The 15,571-nt window shown below is 57.8% G+C and carries 14 protein-coding genes and 1 tRNA gene; 7 read left to right on the forward strand and 8 right to left on the reverse strand.

Annotation, left to right across the window (positions count from 1 at the left end):
* Positions 1–47: 47 nt before the first annotated feature.
* From GOV38_RS00770 to GOV38_RS00785, 4 genes are all read right to left on the reverse strand, one after another.
* Entirely contained in the window at positions 48–1,463 is a 1,416-nt protein-coding gene (locus GOV38_RS00770) for an FAD-binding oxidoreductase (protein ID WP_171207273.1), read from the reverse strand.
* 114 nt (positions 1,464–1,577) lie between these two features.
* Positions 1,578–1,835, reverse strand: a complete 258-nt coding sequence (locus GOV38_RS00775) for a DUF4242 domain-containing protein (protein ID WP_171207274.1) — start codon at positions 1,833–1,835, stop codon at positions 1,578–1,580.
* A 27-nt stretch (positions 1,836–1,862) separates the two neighbouring features.
* Positions 1,863–5,462 (reverse strand): adenylate/guanylate cyclase domain-containing protein, encoded by a 3,600-nt coding sequence (locus tag GOV38_RS00780; protein ID WP_171207275.1) that lies wholly within the window; start codon positions 5,460–5,462, stop codon positions 1,863–1,865.
* Between the two features lie 337 nt (positions 5,463–5,799).
* Positions 5,800–6,123 (reverse strand): iron-sulfur cluster assembly accessory protein, encoded by a 324-nt coding sequence (locus GOV38_RS00785; RefSeq protein ID WP_170714874.1) that lies wholly within the window; start codon positions 6,121–6,123, stop codon positions 5,800–5,802.
* Between the two features lie 76 nt (positions 6,124–6,199).
* Between GOV38_RS00785 and GOV38_RS00790 the strand changes: the two genes are divergently transcribed.
* The 7 genes from GOV38_RS00790 (at position 6,200) to GOV38_RS00820 (ending at position 13,236) form a co-directional block, all read left to right on the forward strand.
* Positions 6,200–7,357 carry a deoxyguanosinetriphosphate triphosphohydrolase gene (locus tag GOV38_RS00790; protein WP_171207276.1) on the forward strand — a complete coding sequence of 386 codons (1,158 nt, stop codon included), beginning with the start codon at positions 6,200–6,202 and terminating at the stop codon, positions 7,355–7,357.
* Between the two features lie 258 nt (positions 7,358–7,615).
* Entirely contained in the window at positions 7,616–9,361 is a 1,746-nt protein-coding gene (gene argS / locus GOV38_RS00795) for an arginine--tRNA ligase (RefSeq protein WP_171207277.1), read from the forward strand.
* An 86-nt stretch (positions 9,362–9,447) separates the two neighbouring features.
* On the forward strand, positions 9,448–10,503 hold the full coding sequence (locus tag GOV38_RS00800) for an SPOR domain-containing protein (RefSeq protein WP_171207278.1): 1,056 nt from the start codon (positions 9,448–9,450) through the stop codon (positions 10,501–10,503).
* Positions 10,500–11,507: a beta-N-acetylhexosaminidase gene (gene nagZ / locus GOV38_RS00805; protein ID WP_171207279.1), complete on the forward strand. Its 1,008-nt coding sequence runs from the start codon at positions 10,500–10,502 to the stop codon at positions 11,505–11,507. Before GOV38_RS00800 ends, nagZ begins: the two co-directional genes overlap by 4 nt.
* The gene (locus GOV38_RS00810; protein ID WP_171099615.1) at positions 11,497–12,285 is read left to right on the forward strand and encodes a ScpA family protein; all 789 of its coding nucleotides are present in this window, start codon (positions 11,497–11,499) and stop codon (positions 12,283–12,285) included. The genes nagZ and GOV38_RS00810 overlap by 11 nt, the downstream gene beginning before the upstream one ends.
* Positions 12,282–12,932 carry an SMC-Scp complex subunit ScpB gene (gene scpB / locus GOV38_RS00815; RefSeq protein ID WP_171207280.1) on the forward strand — a complete coding sequence of 217 codons (651 nt, stop codon included), beginning with the start codon at positions 12,282–12,284 and terminating at the stop codon, positions 12,930–12,932. Before GOV38_RS00810 ends, scpB begins: the two co-directional genes overlap by 4 nt.
* Positions 12,933–12,996: 64 nt before the next feature.
* Positions 12,997–13,236 carry a hypothetical protein gene (locus GOV38_RS00820; RefSeq protein WP_171099610.1) on the forward strand — a complete coding sequence of 80 codons (240 nt, stop codon included), beginning with the start codon at positions 12,997–12,999 and terminating at the stop codon, positions 13,234–13,236.
* On the opposite strand, the gene GOV38_RS00825 is transcribed toward GOV38_RS00820, so the two are convergent.
* The 4 genes from GOV38_RS00825 to ihfA all read right to left on the reverse strand — a co-directional run bounded on the left by GOV38_RS00825 (position 13,233) and on the right by ihfA (position 15,492).
* Positions 13,233–14,312, reverse strand: coding sequence for a 2'-deoxycytidine 5'-triphosphate deaminase (locus GOV38_RS00825; protein WP_171099608.1), 1,080 nt, complete (start codon positions 14,310–14,312; stop codon positions 13,233–13,235). The two genes, GOV38_RS00820 and GOV38_RS00825, sit on opposite strands and share 4 nt — an antisense overlap.
* A 61-nt stretch (positions 14,313–14,373) precedes the next feature.
* Positions 14,374–14,450: transfer RNA gene (locus GOV38_RS00830), tRNA-Pro, on the reverse strand.
* Positions 14,451–14,511: 61 nt separating this feature from the next.
* Positions 14,512–15,171, reverse strand: a complete 660-nt coding sequence (locus GOV38_RS00835) for a MerR family transcriptional regulator (protein ID WP_171207281.1) — start codon at positions 15,169–15,171, stop codon at positions 14,512–14,514.
* A gap of 18 nt (positions 15,172–15,189) precedes the next feature.
* Positions 15,190–15,492: an integration host factor subunit alpha gene (gene ihfA / locus GOV38_RS00840; protein WP_037316145.1), complete on the reverse strand. Its 303-nt coding sequence runs from the start codon at positions 15,490–15,492 to the stop codon at positions 15,190–15,192.
* Positions 15,493–15,571: the final 79 nt, after the last annotated feature.

Raw genomic sequence — 15,571 nt, forward strand, 5'->3', positions numbered from 1 at the left:
GAAGGCGCGTGTTTCAGACCCGTTGCAGCGCCTTCGTTTGTAACCAGCTAGGTTGGCAAGATGTTGTGGTTAACACGAAATAGGTTGGCGGGGTCGTAGCTGCGTTTGATCTTGGATAGCCTGTCAACATTGTCGCCGTAAGCACCGGTTGTTGGGTCCGCTTCATCTTCGGGCATGAAGTTTACATAGGCGCTGCCGCTGGAATGCGGTTGCATATTATCATAAAGATCGCGCGCCCAGTCGATACATTCGGCATCTTTTCCGGGATCTTCCCAGCGCGTGTGAACATTCATGATAAAGTGCGCCGATCTTTGGGGGTAGGCTGTTGAACCCGTATCAACGCGCGCCATTGCTCCGCCGACATGCGCTATGAAGACCTCGCAAGCGGAATCAGGCAGGTTGGAAATGGCTTTCAGAAGCTCCGAGATGGCGTCCGACGGCAGGGCGTCGAAGTCATGGCTTTTCCAATAATTGCGAGCCCCTGGTGTCAGAAGAGGGTCAAAAGCACCCTGCCAATCGACGAATCTATGTGGAGAAATAACATCGGCGATCGGATCTCCCAATGCGCGCAGTGAAGCCATGGCTTTTTCGCCGTCTTCCATTGGTCCGCTATAGCAGGCGGCGAAGATCAGGACTTCCCGCCCATGCCATTCCTCGGGCAGGAAAGGCAAAGGGGGCGCTTTGCGCATCACGCTCCACACGGTGAGTTCGTCAGGCGATGTGTCTGCAATTACAGCATATTCCGCAAGCAGTTCGGGCGCCTTTTCAATCGGATGCACAATCAGGCCTGACAAGACGTCGGGTCCAAGCTCGTGCAACTGAAACTCGAAAGATGTGACAACTCCGAAGTTTCCACCACCTCCCCGGATGGCCCAGAACAGATCCGGATGGCTCGTGGCTGATGCGGTGACAATTGTGCCGTCCGCAGTCACGACTTCTGCAGAGATAAGGTTGTCGATTGTCATGCCGAATTTACGTGTGGTCCATCCAAACCCACCACCCAGCGTCAAACCGGCAATACCCGTGGTCGAATTGATCCCGGTCGGGACAAGAAGCCCATGCGCTTGCGTTTCGCGATCAACATCGCCGAGCAGCGCTCCGGGTGCCACCCGCGCTGTCTTGTTCACCGGATCAACATGGACCGAGCGCATCTGCGACAGGTCAAGCATCACCGCATCGTCTGCAACTGCGTGTCCTGCTATCTGATGCCCACCCGAGCGAACCGACATTACGAGGCCAGCGTCGCGTACAAAATTCACGGCTTTCTGTACGTCGCTTGCGCCCAAGGCGCGGACGACAAAGCCGGGGTAGCGTTCGAACATGCTGTTCCACGTTGTTCGAGCGTCTTCGTATTCTGCCGAACCTCGTTGATACACACCGCCACGAAGGGATGAATCAAGCGCGTCCAAAGCCTCTTGACTCACACGTGTCTTGTTTCCGTCGAGTGTTATTAGGTCAAACATGTTTTGGCCTCCCTATTGTTAGGTGGGGCTTCTTGCAGGTCTGCCTCTTATGATTGTTTTCCGCTCAGATGAATCGAACGAAAAGGGGTCTTGGAACTTGGACGAAACCCAAGGTCAGGCAAAAATCGCGGGATCAATCCGATCCACTGGCGTTATTACATCGGCTGGGATATTCAGACGCTCGGCCGCCTTTCTCAGGCTTTCTTCATCTGGGGCCTCATACAAACAGTATGTCTTACGTTTGTCAGCGCTCAGAAACGAGAAAATCCACTCAACACCAACCTCGTCATTAATCTCTTTGATGTGGATCTTGGCATCATCGGTGATTTTCAATTGTTCGGCAAAGTTTCTTTCGATTATATACCTTGGCATACGGTCCCCCAGATTGTTTTTCGTATGTTAACTCGCTACTCCTTCGAGCCTTGACCTAAGGGAAACCATACTCAATTTTTGCGAAATTTCCAACGCTTCCCCTTCCAGTTGAAAAGCCTGTTCAACATCGTTTGGGCGGCCCCTGCGTCTCAAAGCCTTGGCATACGCTGCTTTGCTATGCGCTATCCAGGGCGGGCACTTCATGCGCGTGTCGATTTCGATGGCCTTGCACAACAACTGCTCTGCGGTGTCCCAATCTTTCAGAACGGTGCACAGATTACCCAACCGCCGCGCTGCCGCGCCGGAACAAACAGTTGTTGCCCCTGCGGTGATCGTTAGCTCTTCGTAAGGTGCCAGTAATTCGAGAAGGGTCTTGGCATGATCCTGATGTTCAACAGCGACACAAATGTCGGCCAAATAGGACAATGTGGTCGAATACATGGCGTCGGGCGGTAAATCGAAATTGTTTTCAGCCATTTCGTTCAAAATGCGCTCGGCAGGTTCTTTATACCCAAGTTCGGCTGCGATCAGCCCAAAGCCGGGCTTCCACGAGATATCTTCAGGACTTTCTGACATCAGTTTTTTGATGACCGGCGCCACCTCGTGAAGACGGTTTTGCTCGCGCCGGATGGTAAACATCTGAACCCCGAACACGCCTTCGACATGCTCGCCATGGGTCTTGCGACCAATCTTTACCGCTTCGGTCGCGTGTGTTTCGGCTTGGTCAAAATCACCATCCATGATTGCAACCATGGCGCGTGCGTGCTTCTGCACCCAATAGAGTTGCAGATGATTGTCCTTCTCGGAAATCTCGGTGAGCAGATCCAGGGAATGGTCCATCAATTCGCGATCAGCCATTTCAGCCCCGACGAACAGACTGAGAGTTCGGTCTCGCCCCTGATCGATGCTGCCAAGATGCTCGGCCACTTCGTGCATCGCATCCAGGTGCTCTCGCCAGCGGTGCGCATCTCTTCCTTTGCGCGCGATGAACGGGGCCCCAAAATGCATCATCATCACCGAGAACTGCGATTTGTGGTCGCCCAGTTTTGCCGCCAGTTCCATCGACTTCTGTCCGAATTCTGCGCCCTCGGCCAAATTGCCGACAAACATATACGCGCGTGCGAGTTGGCTCATCAAACGGCAGCGGCGGGTTTCGTCATCCTGGGGCAGGTCTTTCAGCGCATTTCTGCAAAGCTCGATCGCGTCGCCATGCCGCTTGCTCGACATCATGCTCGAGTCAGCAAAATGGTTGGCCGCGTCCGCAGCAAGTTCGACATTTCCGATCGCCCGGGCCGCTGTCGACGCCTCTTGCAAAATCGCGATGCCTTCCGGCAATTCGCCCAGGCTGTCATGGCTGCGACCAACAAGGATTTGGCCCACGACCCTTTCTGCCTTGGCCTCAGACCCAAGCTCTTGGGCGGCTCGGAGGGTTTCCCGGGCGTGTGTCATCGCCTCTTGGCTGGCAGATCGTGCCAATGCCATTTCTGTCGCAATCTTCCATTTTTCGAATGCCTCTTTCCATTCTTCAGCTTCAGAAAGGTGGCGGGCAACCAGTTCCGGTCGGCGTTCGATCTCTGCGGGCCTCAACTGCATGAGGGCACGTGCGACCACTGAGTGTTGTTTTCTGCGTGTCGCACTCAGCATTGACTGATAGGCCGTATCGCGGATCAGCGCATGGCGGAAAACAAAATGCCCGCGATTGTTCCCGCTTTCAAAGATCAGACCTGTGCGCGCAAGTTCTTCGAGGCATTTGTTAACATGGGCGGCGTCAAGGTTCATCGCCGCTGCCAGAATACCCGGCTCAAACTCGCGACCAACGACAGAGCCCGTAAGTGCAATCTGTTTGGCCTCATTCGACACGGCATCAAGCCGCGCCATCAACGCGCCCTTCAAAGAAGAGGGTATGTGGACTTGCCCTTGCTCACCCGCCTCAACAATTGCCCGTGTCAGTTCTTCGACGAACAAAGGCACACCATCTGTCTTTTCGATGATTGTTGATATCAGAGCGTCGTCCGGGCTTTGGCCTGTGATGCTTTCAACCAGGTTCGCGACATGCGCCGTTCCGAACCTGCGCAGGACAAGAGTCTGAACATGCGTATCCCCTTCATCACACGCCAAGTCCCAACCGGGCCTATGTGTGATCAGGATCATGAGCGGAAGATCGGTGCAAATAGACTTAAACCGCTCCAACAAGGCGTGTGTGGACGGATCCATCCAATGCGCGTCTTCGAAACAAAGAATAACCGGTTGAACGTTCGACCTGACCTGTACTGTGTGGATCAAGGTTTGAATGGTTTTGTCGCGCTGTTCCTGTGGCGACATCTCGAGAACGGTACGCGCGAGCGCGCTGCGGGGGGCGACCAGTGCCGCAAAGACCGGCAGAACTTGTTCCCAATCCAGCCCGGATCGGCTTTCCAGTACTTTTCGGACATGCCGCAGGATCCGGTCATCATCAAAGTCCGGCTCAACACCGGCATCTTGTGAAATTCGCTGGGTAACCGGATGAAAAGGGCTGCTGCTGAGATAGGGGGAACAGTTCAACCTGATGACATCAGCGTGTTCGACGACGGCGTCGGAGGCAAGGAATTCCTCAGTCAGCCGCGATTTGCCGATCCCGGCTTCTCCGGCAAGAAGGACGACCTCTCCATGGCCGCTCTGAGCACGTTGCCATGATTGCAGCAGGATCCCTTTTTCGTAGTCGCGACCGATCATTACGCTGTCGACATCTTCTCGATGCACAGCTCGAAACCGGCTTTCCGCACTGCGTTCCGATACCGCTTTCAACAAAGTATGCGGCTCGGCAAAGCCTTTGAGTTCGACTTGTCCAAGCGAGTCGAACTCGAATATCCGATGCAACGCCGTTTCGGTTTCTTCAACTGAAACCACGACCGAATTTGGTTCGGCATGTTCCTGAATTCGCGCCGCAAGATTGACGACCGGGCCGGTCATCGCTCCTTCTTCATAGGTGTTTTCACCCACGGTGTCGCCGACCACCACATCGCCGCTTGCGATGCCAAGTCGGACCGATAAGCATTCTCCATCTGGCGCTTTAAGCACGCTGACACGTCGGACAGCATCTAGGCCCGCTTTAATCGCTCGAATGGCGTGATCTTCGTAGGCCCTGGGCCAGCCAAAAAACACCAGCAGACCGTCACCCAGATACTTTGCGACATAGCCCCCATACCGGCTTACCGCTCCTGCTACGGCATCCTGGTAGCTCTGCAGCAAGTCCCGCATGTCCTCTGGATCAAACCGGTTGGTAAGTTCGGTCGAGCCCACAAGATCAGCGAACACGACGGTTACATGACGTCTCTCGGCGGTACTATGCGCGGCGTGTGTTCGGGACAAAGGATTGCTGTCATTCGCAGTAGCCGCAGCTGAGGTCGGTGGCATTTCACGCACAGGTTCATCGGCGGTTTTGATAGAAGGCGCCGCGCTTTGATGATCCTGCAGGCTCTGGATTGCTGCGAGTATGATTTTGCGGTGACCGAGGCTGACTCCAAGCTCTTTCAGGTCTTCGCCGGACAATAAGGGCAAAACACGCGCATCAATGTCGTTTTCCGCAAAAACATCTGCGTATTGACCCAGTTCGAGATCGTTTAGCCACTTGTAGATATCGACCGACATCTTTGGATCATGCTGAGATACGGTTCACAGATCAAGAAAACGCTTTCCACAAAGCCAAAAATCGTCGGATAGCAGGGCGTTTCATCGTGTTTGGTCGATTGTCGAGACTGCCGAACAGTCGTTATGGCTGCGCACGCCGGGTCAAGGCACCGGGAACGGGAAACGACCCCTGAGGTCTAAAGGCCTTTGGCGTATTCTGGTCGCTCGGGTAGCGAGGACCGATCAATCTGTTCGCATATGGCTGAGAAAGGCCACTCTCTCAGATGGGTCTGTTCCAAGAAATGATCTCATTCGGCGTCGTTGCCCAAGCCTCTGTCTGTACTTGGTGCGTGCGAAATTACATCGAGAACGACGTGCCGCAGCCGCAGGAAGAGGTGGCATTGGGGTTGTCGATCACAAAGCGCGCGCCGATCAGTTCTTGGGTGAAATCGATCACCGCGTTTTCCAGAAACGGCAGCGAGATCGCATCGACGATCACCTTTTGGCCTTTGCCCTCCAGGACCAGGTCATCCTCTTTGGGCTCATCCAAAGCAATTTCGTATTGAAACCCGGAACATCCTCCGCCTTCCACTGCGACGCGCAAGGCTTGTCCCTGATCTGCGGCGCCAATCTCGGCCAGGCGATCAAAGGCGCGTTCTGTGACGGTTGGGGGCAGATTCATGCCAAACTCCAAAGGTTTATTTCCCGGTTGAGGTACAATATATGAAACCCACAGACAGGCGACAAGGACAAGACCTTTGAAAATAGCGGGTTTTGCCTCGGATCCAGGTCGCGCAAGGGGGCGGCTTGTACCGGAGGAAGAAAGCAGTTTCCGGTCATGCTTTCAGCGTGATCGTGATCGGATCATTCATGCCAGCGCCTTTCGGCGGCTGAAACACAAAACGCAGGTCTTTGTTGAACATGAGGGTGACAGTTATCGCACTCGTCTGACCCATTCGATTGAAGTGGCGCAGGTGGCACGGACCATCGCGGGTGCGCTGGGGCTGAACCCCGAACTGACCGAGGCCGTGGCACTGGCGCATGATTTGGGCCACACGCCGTTTGGGCATACTGGCGAAGACGCGTTGCACGCCCTGATGCAGCCTTATGGCGGGTTCGATCACAACGCGCAGGCCATCCGGATCGTGACCAAGCTTGAGCGTCACTATGCCGATTTTGACGGCTGCAACCTGACATGGGAGTGTCTGGAGGGCATCGCCAAACATAACGGCCCTGTGGTGGGCGAATTGCCTTGGGCCTTGGCTGCGTGCACTCAGGAGTTTGATCTGGAACTGCACACCCATGCCAGCGCCGAAGCGCAGGTGGCGGCGTTGTCGGATGACATCGCCTATAACAACCACGATCTGTTTGACGGGTTGCGCGCTGGTCTGTTCAGCGATGAGGACATCCAACAGCTTCCAATCATCGACCGTTGTTTTGCCGAGGTGGATGCCAAATACCCGCAGCTCGATGCCTACCGACGCCGACATGAGGCTTTGCGGCGGGTTTTTGGGGTCATGGTCTCGGATGTGATCGATACGTCTGGCGCGTTGATCGCCGCTTCGGGTGCGCAATCGGTCGAAGAGATCCGACATCTGGGCTATCCCGTCATCCAGTTCTCGGATGAGCTATGGGCGCAGCTCAAACAAATCCGCGCTTTTCTGTTTTCCCGCATGTACCGCGCACCCAGCGTGATGGAGGTACGGGCCAAGGTCAGTAAAGTGGTCGAAGAGCTGTTCCCGATCTATCTGAACGACCCCAAACAGATGCCCGGTCACTGGCATGGCGATATCGAGGCCGCTGTGGATGAAACCGCACTCGCCCGGATCGTATCCGACTATATCGCGGGCATGACCGACAGGTTTGCCCTGCAGGATCACGCCCGACTGACCGGGGATCATTCAATCGCGATATAAACGATGGCCCGGACCCGCTGGCTGGGCTGCTCATTGGTCATATTTGCGTCTGTGGGTTCGCAATCATCGCGGGGCCACAGCCTCGGTTCCAGATTGGGGCGTCGGCTGCTTGCACGGCGACGATGGCGCAGCGCATGGGGGGCGATTGTCTGGGGCAGGGCCGAGGCGACGGCGCGCCAGCGCTAAACCAACGATAGGCGTCCATTGACCTTGGCGCTTTGCGTGGTAAACCGCCCGACAAGCAAAAGGACATTCGAAATGAACCTGTTTTCCGAGATCCGCAGCCTGGTGTTGGATGCGCTGGCGCAGATGCAGTCCGAGGGCGCGCTGCCCGAGGGGTTGAGCTTTGACAACGTGGCCGTTGAGCCGCCGCGCGACGCTGCGCATGGGGACATGGCGACCAATGCGGCGATGGTGCTGGCCAAGCCTGCCAAGATGAAGCCACGCGACATCGCCGAAGCACTGGCCGGTAAGCTGGCGGCGGATGATCGGATCACCAGTGCAGAAGTCGCGGGACCGGGGTTCCTGAACCTGCGGTTGGCGCCCTCTGTTTGGCAGGGTGTATTCGCGGCAGTCTTGGAGAAAGGCACTGATTTTGGACGCTCGGCCATGGGCCATGGTCAGAAGGTCAATGTGGAATATGTCTCGGCCAACCCAACCGGGCCGCTGCATGTGGGGCATACGCGCGGCGCTGTGTTCGGCGACGCTCTGGCCAGCCTGCTGGCCTATTCCGGCCATGAGGTGACGCGAGAATATTATATCAACGACGGTGGTGCGCAGGTGGATGTGCTGGCGCGGTCGGCTTACGAGCGCTACCGCGAAGCCAACGGGCTGAGCCCCGAGATTGCCGAGGGCTTGTATCCCGGTGACTACCTGATCCCGATCGGTGAGGCGCTGAAAGAGAAATATGGCGACAGCCTGATCGACAAGCCGGAAAGCGACTGGCTGGAAGAGCTGCGCAATTTCGCGACCGACGCGATGATGGACCTGATCCGCGCTGACCTGAAGGCGCTGGGCGTCGAGATGGACGTGTTCTTCTCGGAAAAGTCGCTCTATGGCACGGGGCGGATTGAATCCGCGCTGCAATCTCTGACTGACAAAGGCCTGATCTATGACGGCGTTCTGGAACCGCCGAAAGGCAAAAAGCCCGAAGATTGGGAGCCACGTGAGCAGACACTGTTCAAGTCGACCGAGCATGGCGACGATGTCGACCGCCCGATCAAGAAGTCAGATGGCAGCTGGACCTATTTTGCCCCCGATATCGCCTATCACTACGACAAGATAAATCGGGGCTTTGACGCGCTGATCGATGTTCTGGGTGCAGATCACGGCGGCTATGTCAAACGGATGAAAGCGGCGGTGTCGGCGCTGTCGGATGGCAAGGTGCCGCTGGACATCAAACTGACGCAGCTGGTGAAGCTGTGGAAAAACGGCGAGCCCTTCAAGATGTCGAAACGGGCAGGGAATTTCGTCACTCTGCGCGATGTGGTCGATCAGGTGGGCCCGGATGTGACCCGGTTCGTGATGCTGACCCGTAAGAACGACGCGCCTCTGGATTTCGATTTCGACAAGGTGCTGGAGCAGAGCCGCGAGAACCCGGTGTTCTACGTGCAATATGCCCATGCCCGGGTCATGAGCGTGCTGCGCAAAGCGGCTGAGGCCGGGATCGCGGCGGATGATGCTACTTTGGCTGCCGCTGATCTAAGCCGGAACGACCATGAGTCAGAGCTGACCGTGGCCAAGAAGCTGGCCGAATGGCCGCGTCTGGTCGAGATAGCTGCGCGCACCAACGAACCTCATCGGGTGGCATTCTATCTCTATGAACTTGCCGGGGATTTTCATGCGCTCTGGAACAAGGGCAATGACGAGACCCAACTGCGGTTCATCCAAGATGGCGATGTTGCCACAAGCCAGTCGAAAATTGCTTTGGCCCGTGCCGTTTCTGTTGTGATTTCGGCGGGCTTGGGTATTCTTGGCGTTACCCCGGCGCAGGAGATGCGATAACAAATTTCGCCCGAACCGCCGGATCGAGGTAGGCAAGAAATGACCCGCGCGCCCTTTTAAGGGTGCAGCAGGGCAGTGAGGCGGATATGGCGAGTTATGATTACTCGGGGCATCAAGTCCCCGAGCGGGCGCATTTCAAAAACCAGGCGCATCCCGAAGAAGATTACGGTTATTCTGAAGACGATTATCGCGATCCAGCACCGCGGGGTGGCGGGTTCAGCCGTATCGTGAATTTCCTGGGCGCCACCGCGTCGCTGGCGCTGGTCGCCGGTGTCGTGGTTTGGGGCTATCAACTGATCGTGCGCGATGTCAGCGGTGTTCCTGTGGTGCGCGCCGCCGAAGGGCCGATGCGCATACAGCCTGAAAATCCGGGCGGAACGCCAGCAGATCATCAGGGTCTGGCCGTAAACACTGTGGCGGCCGTTGGGTCAGCCGCAGCCCCTGCGGATCGCCTGATCCTTGCCCCCAAACCAGTGTCGCTCAGCGACGAAGACGCGCCGATGGGGCAGCTGCAGGCCGCAGAAACCGAAAAAGAACTGGAAGAGGCCAAGGCGCGGTTGGCGGATGACATACGGCAAGCCGCAGTAGACGGTGCCGTCGCCGAAGCCGAAGGCCTGACCATCACCGAACCGGTCGAGATTCCGGGCCTTCAACTGGCCTCGCTGGCGACACCTGAAGACGAACCTGCCATCGATCCCGCGGATCTTGCCGCCCAATTGCCAGACCCGGAACTGGCCGCGCTGCCGGGCGTGCGCCGGTCGCTGCGCCCACAGACGCGACCTGCACGTGTAATCTCGCGCCGAGCCACCACCAGCAGCGCCACTGAAGACGCCATTAACGCAGCGGTCAAAGCGGCCGTAGGTCTGGATGTGGATCCAAATACTCTGGCCAAGGGCACGCGTCTGGCGCAGGTTGGGGCTTATGAAAGTGTCGATGTGGCGCAGGCTGAATGGGATCGCCTGAACAGTCGGTTTAGTGAATTCATGAATGGAAAACAACGAGTTATCCAGAAAACCTCAAGTGGTGGGCGGACGTTCTATCGCCTGCGTGTCATGGGGTTTGATGACCTAAGCGACTCGCGCCAGTTCTGCGCCGCGTTGGTTGCACAAGGGGCTGACTGTATCCCGGTCAGCGTCCGGTGAACTTTGGCGCCGCGATCACCGATGCCGAAGGGCTTCGACTGAGTTCCGAAGAGACCGCCCTGTTTCGAGATATGAACCCGTTCGGGTTTATTCTGTTTGCGCGCAACATCGAAAGCTCCGATCAGGTGCGGGCCTTGTGCGATGATTTCCGCGAGGCCGTAGGGCGCAACTGTCCCATCACGATCGATCAGGAAGGGGGCCGCGTTCAACGTCTGCGCGCGCCGCTGGCGCGCGAATGGCTACCCCCTTTGGACCACGCCAGGGCAGCCGGGGATCAGGCCGAACGCGCCATGTATCTGCGCTATCGCCTGATCGCGCGCGAGCTGTTTGAGCTTGGCATCGACAGCAACTGCGCGCCCATGGTCGATGTGGCGCGGGATGAGACACACGAATTTCTGAAGAACCGGTGCTATGGCACTGACCCAAAATCGATTTCCCGGATTGGCCGAGCCGTGGCGCAGGGCCATCTGGACGGCGGTGTGCTGCCTGTTCTGAAACACATCCCCGGCCACGGGCGCGCCACGCTCGACAGCCATTATGACCTACCACATGTGGATTTGGGTCTTGAGGACCTCAAGTCACAGGATTTCGCACCGTTCCACGCGCTGAACGACCTGCCATTGGGCATGACCGCGCATCTGGTTTATGACCGCATCGATCCGCAACCCGCCACAATCTCAGCTGCCATGATTCGCCTGATCCGTGACGAGATTGGATTTGACGGGTTGATCATGACCGACGATATCTCGATGAAAGCGCTCAGGGGGTCTTTAGCCGATCTGTCGCGGCAATCCCTGGATGCTGGTTGCGACGTCGTTCTGCACTGCAATGGCAGCTTTGACGAACGTGTTGAGGTGTTGCAGGCCGCAGGCGAAATGACCCAAGCGGCCCAAAGCCGGGCCGAGCGGGCGCTGGCCATGCGTAAACCGCCGCAGGAACTTGACATCGACGCCGCTGAGGCGGAACTATCTGCCCTAATGGGCGGGCAGGTATATGAACGATAACCTTTTCAGCGAAGACCCGGTCTCGGTCGCCGATCGGCTGGCCGCCGAAGCGCTGATCGTTGATGTGGACGGGTTTGAAGGCCCGTTGGACGTGCTGCTGACCCTGTCGCGCACCCAAAAGGTCGACCTGCGCAAAATCTCGGTTCTAGCGCTGGCGCAGCAATATCTGGCTTTTGTCGAAAAGGCGCGGGCGCTGCGCATTGAATTGGCCGCTGATTATTTGGTGATGGCCGCTTGGCTGGCGTTTCTGAAATCGCGCTTGCTTCTGCCGCCTGATCCCGATGACGAGGGGCCCTCGGGTGAGGAACTGGCCGCGCATCTGGCGTTTCAGTTGGAACGGTTGCAAGCCATGCGCGATGCTGCCGCGCGGCTGATGGCCCGCGACCAACTGGGCCGTGATTTCTTCAAACGCGGGCAGGGCGAAGATGTCACCCGCATCCGCACCGTGACCTATTCCGCCACGTTGCTGGACCTGATGCAGGGCTATGCCCGTATCCGCACCCGCGATGAGTTCCGTCCCTTTGTCATGGACCGTGATGCCGTGTTCACGATGGAACAAGCCCTGGAACGGATGCGCCCCTTGATTGGCTTTGCCGGTACCTGGACGGATATGGAGACCTATTTGCCCGAGGGCTGGGATGCCGATCCGGTTCGCCGCAGATCGGCCACGGCGGCCACATTCGCCGCTTCACTTGAGCTGGTGAAAGAAGGACATATGGAGATGAAGCAAAGCGATACGTTTGCTCCGATCCAATTGCGCAAGAGGACAGACACGTGACTGACGCCCCCGAAGAGACCGGCACCCTGTTCGAAGCCCCTCCCATGGCTGAACAGGAACGTATGGTCGAGGCCGTGCTGTTCGCCAGCGCCGAGCCGGTCACTCTGGCCGATCTTGAAGCGCGGATGCCCCATGGCAGCAATGCCGCGCAAGCGGTTGAAATGCTGCAAAAACGTTACGAAGGGCGCGGGGTGCGCGTGGTGCAGGTGGGGGATGCCTGGGCGATCCGCACTGCACCCGATCTGGGCTTTCTGATGCAAAAGGAAACGGTCGAGACCCGCAAGCTGAGCCGGGCCGCGATCGAAACGCTGGCGATTGTCGCCTATCATCAACCCTGTACCCGGGCCGAGATCGAAGAGATCCGGGGCGTTTCCGTCTCACGCGGGACGATTGATCAACTGCTTGAAATGGAGTGGATCCGGCTGGGCCGCAGACGCATGACCCCGGGCCGTCCGGTCACATTTGTGGTGACGCCGCAGTTTCTGGATCATTTCGGGTTGGAAAACGCCCGCGACTTGCCGGGCCTCAAGGAGTTGCGCGCCGCAGGGCTGCTGGAAAACCGTCCGCCCCCCGGTGCAATGCCGTTGGGCGAGGGGCGCGAAGAGATCGAAGACGACGACCAGAGCGAGATGTTCGAAGGAGAGTGATCACAGCGCTCTTTTTCTGACGTCGCAATCGGCTATATTGGCGGCGAGGCAATGGAGTAGAACAATGAACGCCAACCGGATCATTGACATGATCGTGCGTCAGGTGGTGCGCCGTCTTGTGTCCAAAGGGGTGGATAAGGGCTTTGACATGGCCAGCAGGATGTCGCGTAAACCCGACAGCCTGGACAGGCCGGCCAGCCCCGAGGTTGAACGCGAGATGCAGCAGAAAAGCCAGCGGACCAAACAGAATATGAAACAGGCGCAGCGCATGAGCCGACAGATGCGTCGGTTCATGAAGTTCTAGTTTGCCGGTTTGAAATGCTTGGACAGTTTCAACCCCTGTCCCTGATAATTAGACGCGATGCCAGCACCATAAAGCTGCGTTGGCATCTCGGCCATTTTCTCATAGACCAGCCGCCCGACAACCTGGCCGTGCTCCAGCACAAAGGGTGCCTCATGGCAGCGCACTTCCAGCACGCCGCGCGATCCGGCGCCCCCGGCGGCTGCGTGACCAAAGCCGGGATCAAAGAACCCGGCATAATGCACGCGGAATTCGCCGACCATGGCCAGATAAGGGGCCATTTCAGCGGCATAAAGCGGCGGGATATGAACCGCTTCGCGGCTGACCAGTATGTAGAATGCGCCGGGGTCGAGGATGATTCGCCCCTCTTTGGTGCGCACCTCTTCCCAATAATCCTGCGGGTCGTATTCTCCGATCCGGTCCAGATCGATCACCCCGGTATGGGGCTTGGCGCGATAGCCGACCAGATCTGTGTCGGGCAATTGCAGATCAACCGAGAACCCCAGCCCGTCTTGAATGACGGCGGGGCCATCGACCAGCGGTGAGGCATTGTGCAGGGCGGTCAACTCTGCGTCACTCAGAACCGCCTGACCCTGACGGAATCGGATCTGGTTCAGGCGCATGCCGGGGCGCACCAGAACCGAGAAGGAGCGGGGGCAGATCTCGGCATAAAGCGGGCCGGTATAGCCTGCGGGAACGCGGTCAAATTCGGTGCCGCCATCGGTGATTGTCCGCGTCAGCAGGTCCAGCCGCCCGGTCGAGCTTTTGGCATTGGCCACAGCGGTCATGTCTTGCGGCAGGGCCAGCGATTCCATCAACGGCACCAGATAAACGCAGCCTTTTTCCAGAACAGCACCGTCCGTGATATCGATCTGGTGCATCTCGAATTCTTGCAGGCGGTCGGCGACGGTGCGGTTTTCACCAGCCAGAAAGGACGCGCGCACCCGGTAAGCTACTGTTCCAAGGCGCAAATCCAGGCTGGCGGGTTGCACCTGGGCTGGCAGTACGTCCGGGCTGGCTGAAATCTCGCCCCGCGCGATCATCGCTTCGATCTGCTGGTTCGGGCAAACACCTGTCATTTCGATCCCCCCTGGTGCCAGAGCGGGATCTGGCGAATGTGCCATATACGTCGGTGTGATTTGGTCGGGCTAGCAGGACTCGAACCTGCGACCTTCCGTCCCCCAGACGGACGCGCTACCAGGCTGCGCCATAGCCCGACGTTGGAGTGTTCATAAAGACTTTCCCGACAGGGGCAAGAGGAAATCATCGCCTTTTTGCTTATCCCGCAATTCGGGTTTCGACCCGGTCGAGCCAGGCCCGCAGGTCTTTGGCAATCGGGGCGATATTGCGCAAAAGCTGAGGGTCAAACTCTTGCACATTCCAGGCCTGAGACGCGATGCCGCCCATCAGGGGCGCTTCGTCAATCTCGGTGCTGGGCATGATATCGGGGTCGACAGACGGCTTAGCCGGTTCTGGCGATGTAGGCTGTTGGGATTGAACCGGTGGCTCTGAAGACGCGGCAGGCTCTGCCAATGGGGCTGGGGCGGGCTCAGCGTCGGGGGCCAGGTCCATCTTAAATTGTTCAACGGGGGCAACAGGTTGTGGCGTGGGCATGGGAACCACCTTGGCCTCAATCTCCTCTGCTGGTCCCTCAGAGCCATCATCAAGCGGTGGCGACAGAGCTGCAACATGGGCCACACCCTGTTCGCGCAGTATACGCTGAGCCCCCTTGATGGTGATCCCGTCCTCGTGCAGCAGTTTCTTGATACCGCCCAGCAGGCGCATGTCATTGGGGCGGTAATATCGTCTGCCACCCGCACGTTTCACCGGTTTGACCTGGGTAAATTTGCTTTCCCAGAAGCGCAGAACATGGGCCTGAACCCCGAGCCAATCCGCAACTTCGCTGATCGTGCGGAACGCGTCGGGGGACTTGCTCATGCTTGGATGCCTCGGGTTTTACTTGCGGTTCCCGGCAGCGACGCGATCTTTCATCAGATGCGACGGGCGGAAGGTCAGAACGCGGCGGGGCTGGATTGGCACCTCTTCACCGGTTTTGGGATTGCGGCCGATACGAGCGGTCTTGTCCCGAACGCTGAACGTGCCAAAGGACGAGATCTTCACCTGTTCCCCACGAACCAGCGCATCTGACATATGGTTCAGGACGCTTTCCACAAGCTGTGCGCTTTCATTGCGTGAAAGGCCCACCTCACGAAAGACAGCCTCGCTTAGATCCATACGAGTGAGTGTTTTGTCGCTCATGCCTAATCCCCTGTTGATGACCGAGCATAGGGCGGCGGCAATTTCGCTGTCAATATCAATGAATTGCGGCTGTCTGTGT

The sequence above is a fragment of the Ruegeria sp. HKCCA5839 genome (genome assembly GCF_013035585.1).
Taxonomy (GTDB): domain Bacteria; phylum Pseudomonadota; class Alphaproteobacteria; order Rhodobacterales; family Rhodobacteraceae; genus Ruegeria.

What these genes read in the sequence shown, in the direction of transcription:
- GOV38_RS00770 (WP_171207273.1), bottom strand. Translation starts at nt 1,463, where the DNA reads ATGTTTGACCTAATAACACTCGACGGAAACAAGACACGTGTGAGTCAA.
- GOV38_RS00775 (WP_171207274.1), bottom strand. Translation starts at nt 1,835, where the DNA reads ATGCCAAGGTATATAATCGAAAGAAACTTTGCCGAACAATTGAAAATC.
- GOV38_RS00780 (WP_171207275.1), bottom strand. Translation starts at nt 5,462, where the DNA reads ATGTCGGTCGATATCTACAAGTGGCTAAACGATCTCGAACTGGGTCAA.
- GOV38_RS00785 (WP_170714874.1), bottom strand. Translation starts at nt 6,123, where the DNA reads ATGAATCTGCCCCCAACCGTCACAGAACGCGCCTTTGATCGCCTGGCC.
- argS (WP_171207277.1), top strand. Translation starts at nt 7,616, where the DNA reads ATGAACCTGTTTTCCGAGATCCGCAGCCTGGTGTTGGATGCGCTGGCG.
- GOV38_RS00800 (WP_171207278.1), top strand. Translation starts at nt 9,448, where the DNA reads ATGGCGAGTTATGATTACTCGGGGCATCAAGTCCCCGAGCGGGCGCAT.
- GOV38_RS00810 (WP_171099615.1), top strand. Translation starts at nt 11,497, where the DNA reads ATGAACGATAACCTTTTCAGCGAAGACCCGGTCTCGGTCGCCGATCGG.
- GOV38_RS00820 (WP_171099610.1), top strand. Translation starts at nt 12,997, where the DNA reads ATGAACGCCAACCGGATCATTGACATGATCGTGCGTCAGGTGGTGCGC.
- GOV38_RS00825 (WP_171099608.1), bottom strand. Translation starts at nt 14,312, where the DNA reads ATGACAGGTGTTTGCCCGAACCAGCAGATCGAAGCGATGATCGCGCGG.
- GOV38_RS00835 (WP_171207281.1), bottom strand. Translation starts at nt 15,171, where the DNA reads ATGAGCAAGTCCCCCGACGCGTTCCGCACGATCAGCGAAGTTGCGGAT.
- ihfA (WP_037316145.1), bottom strand. Translation starts at nt 15,492, where the DNA reads ATGAGCGACAAAACACTCACTCGTATGGATCTAAGCGAGGCTGTCTTT.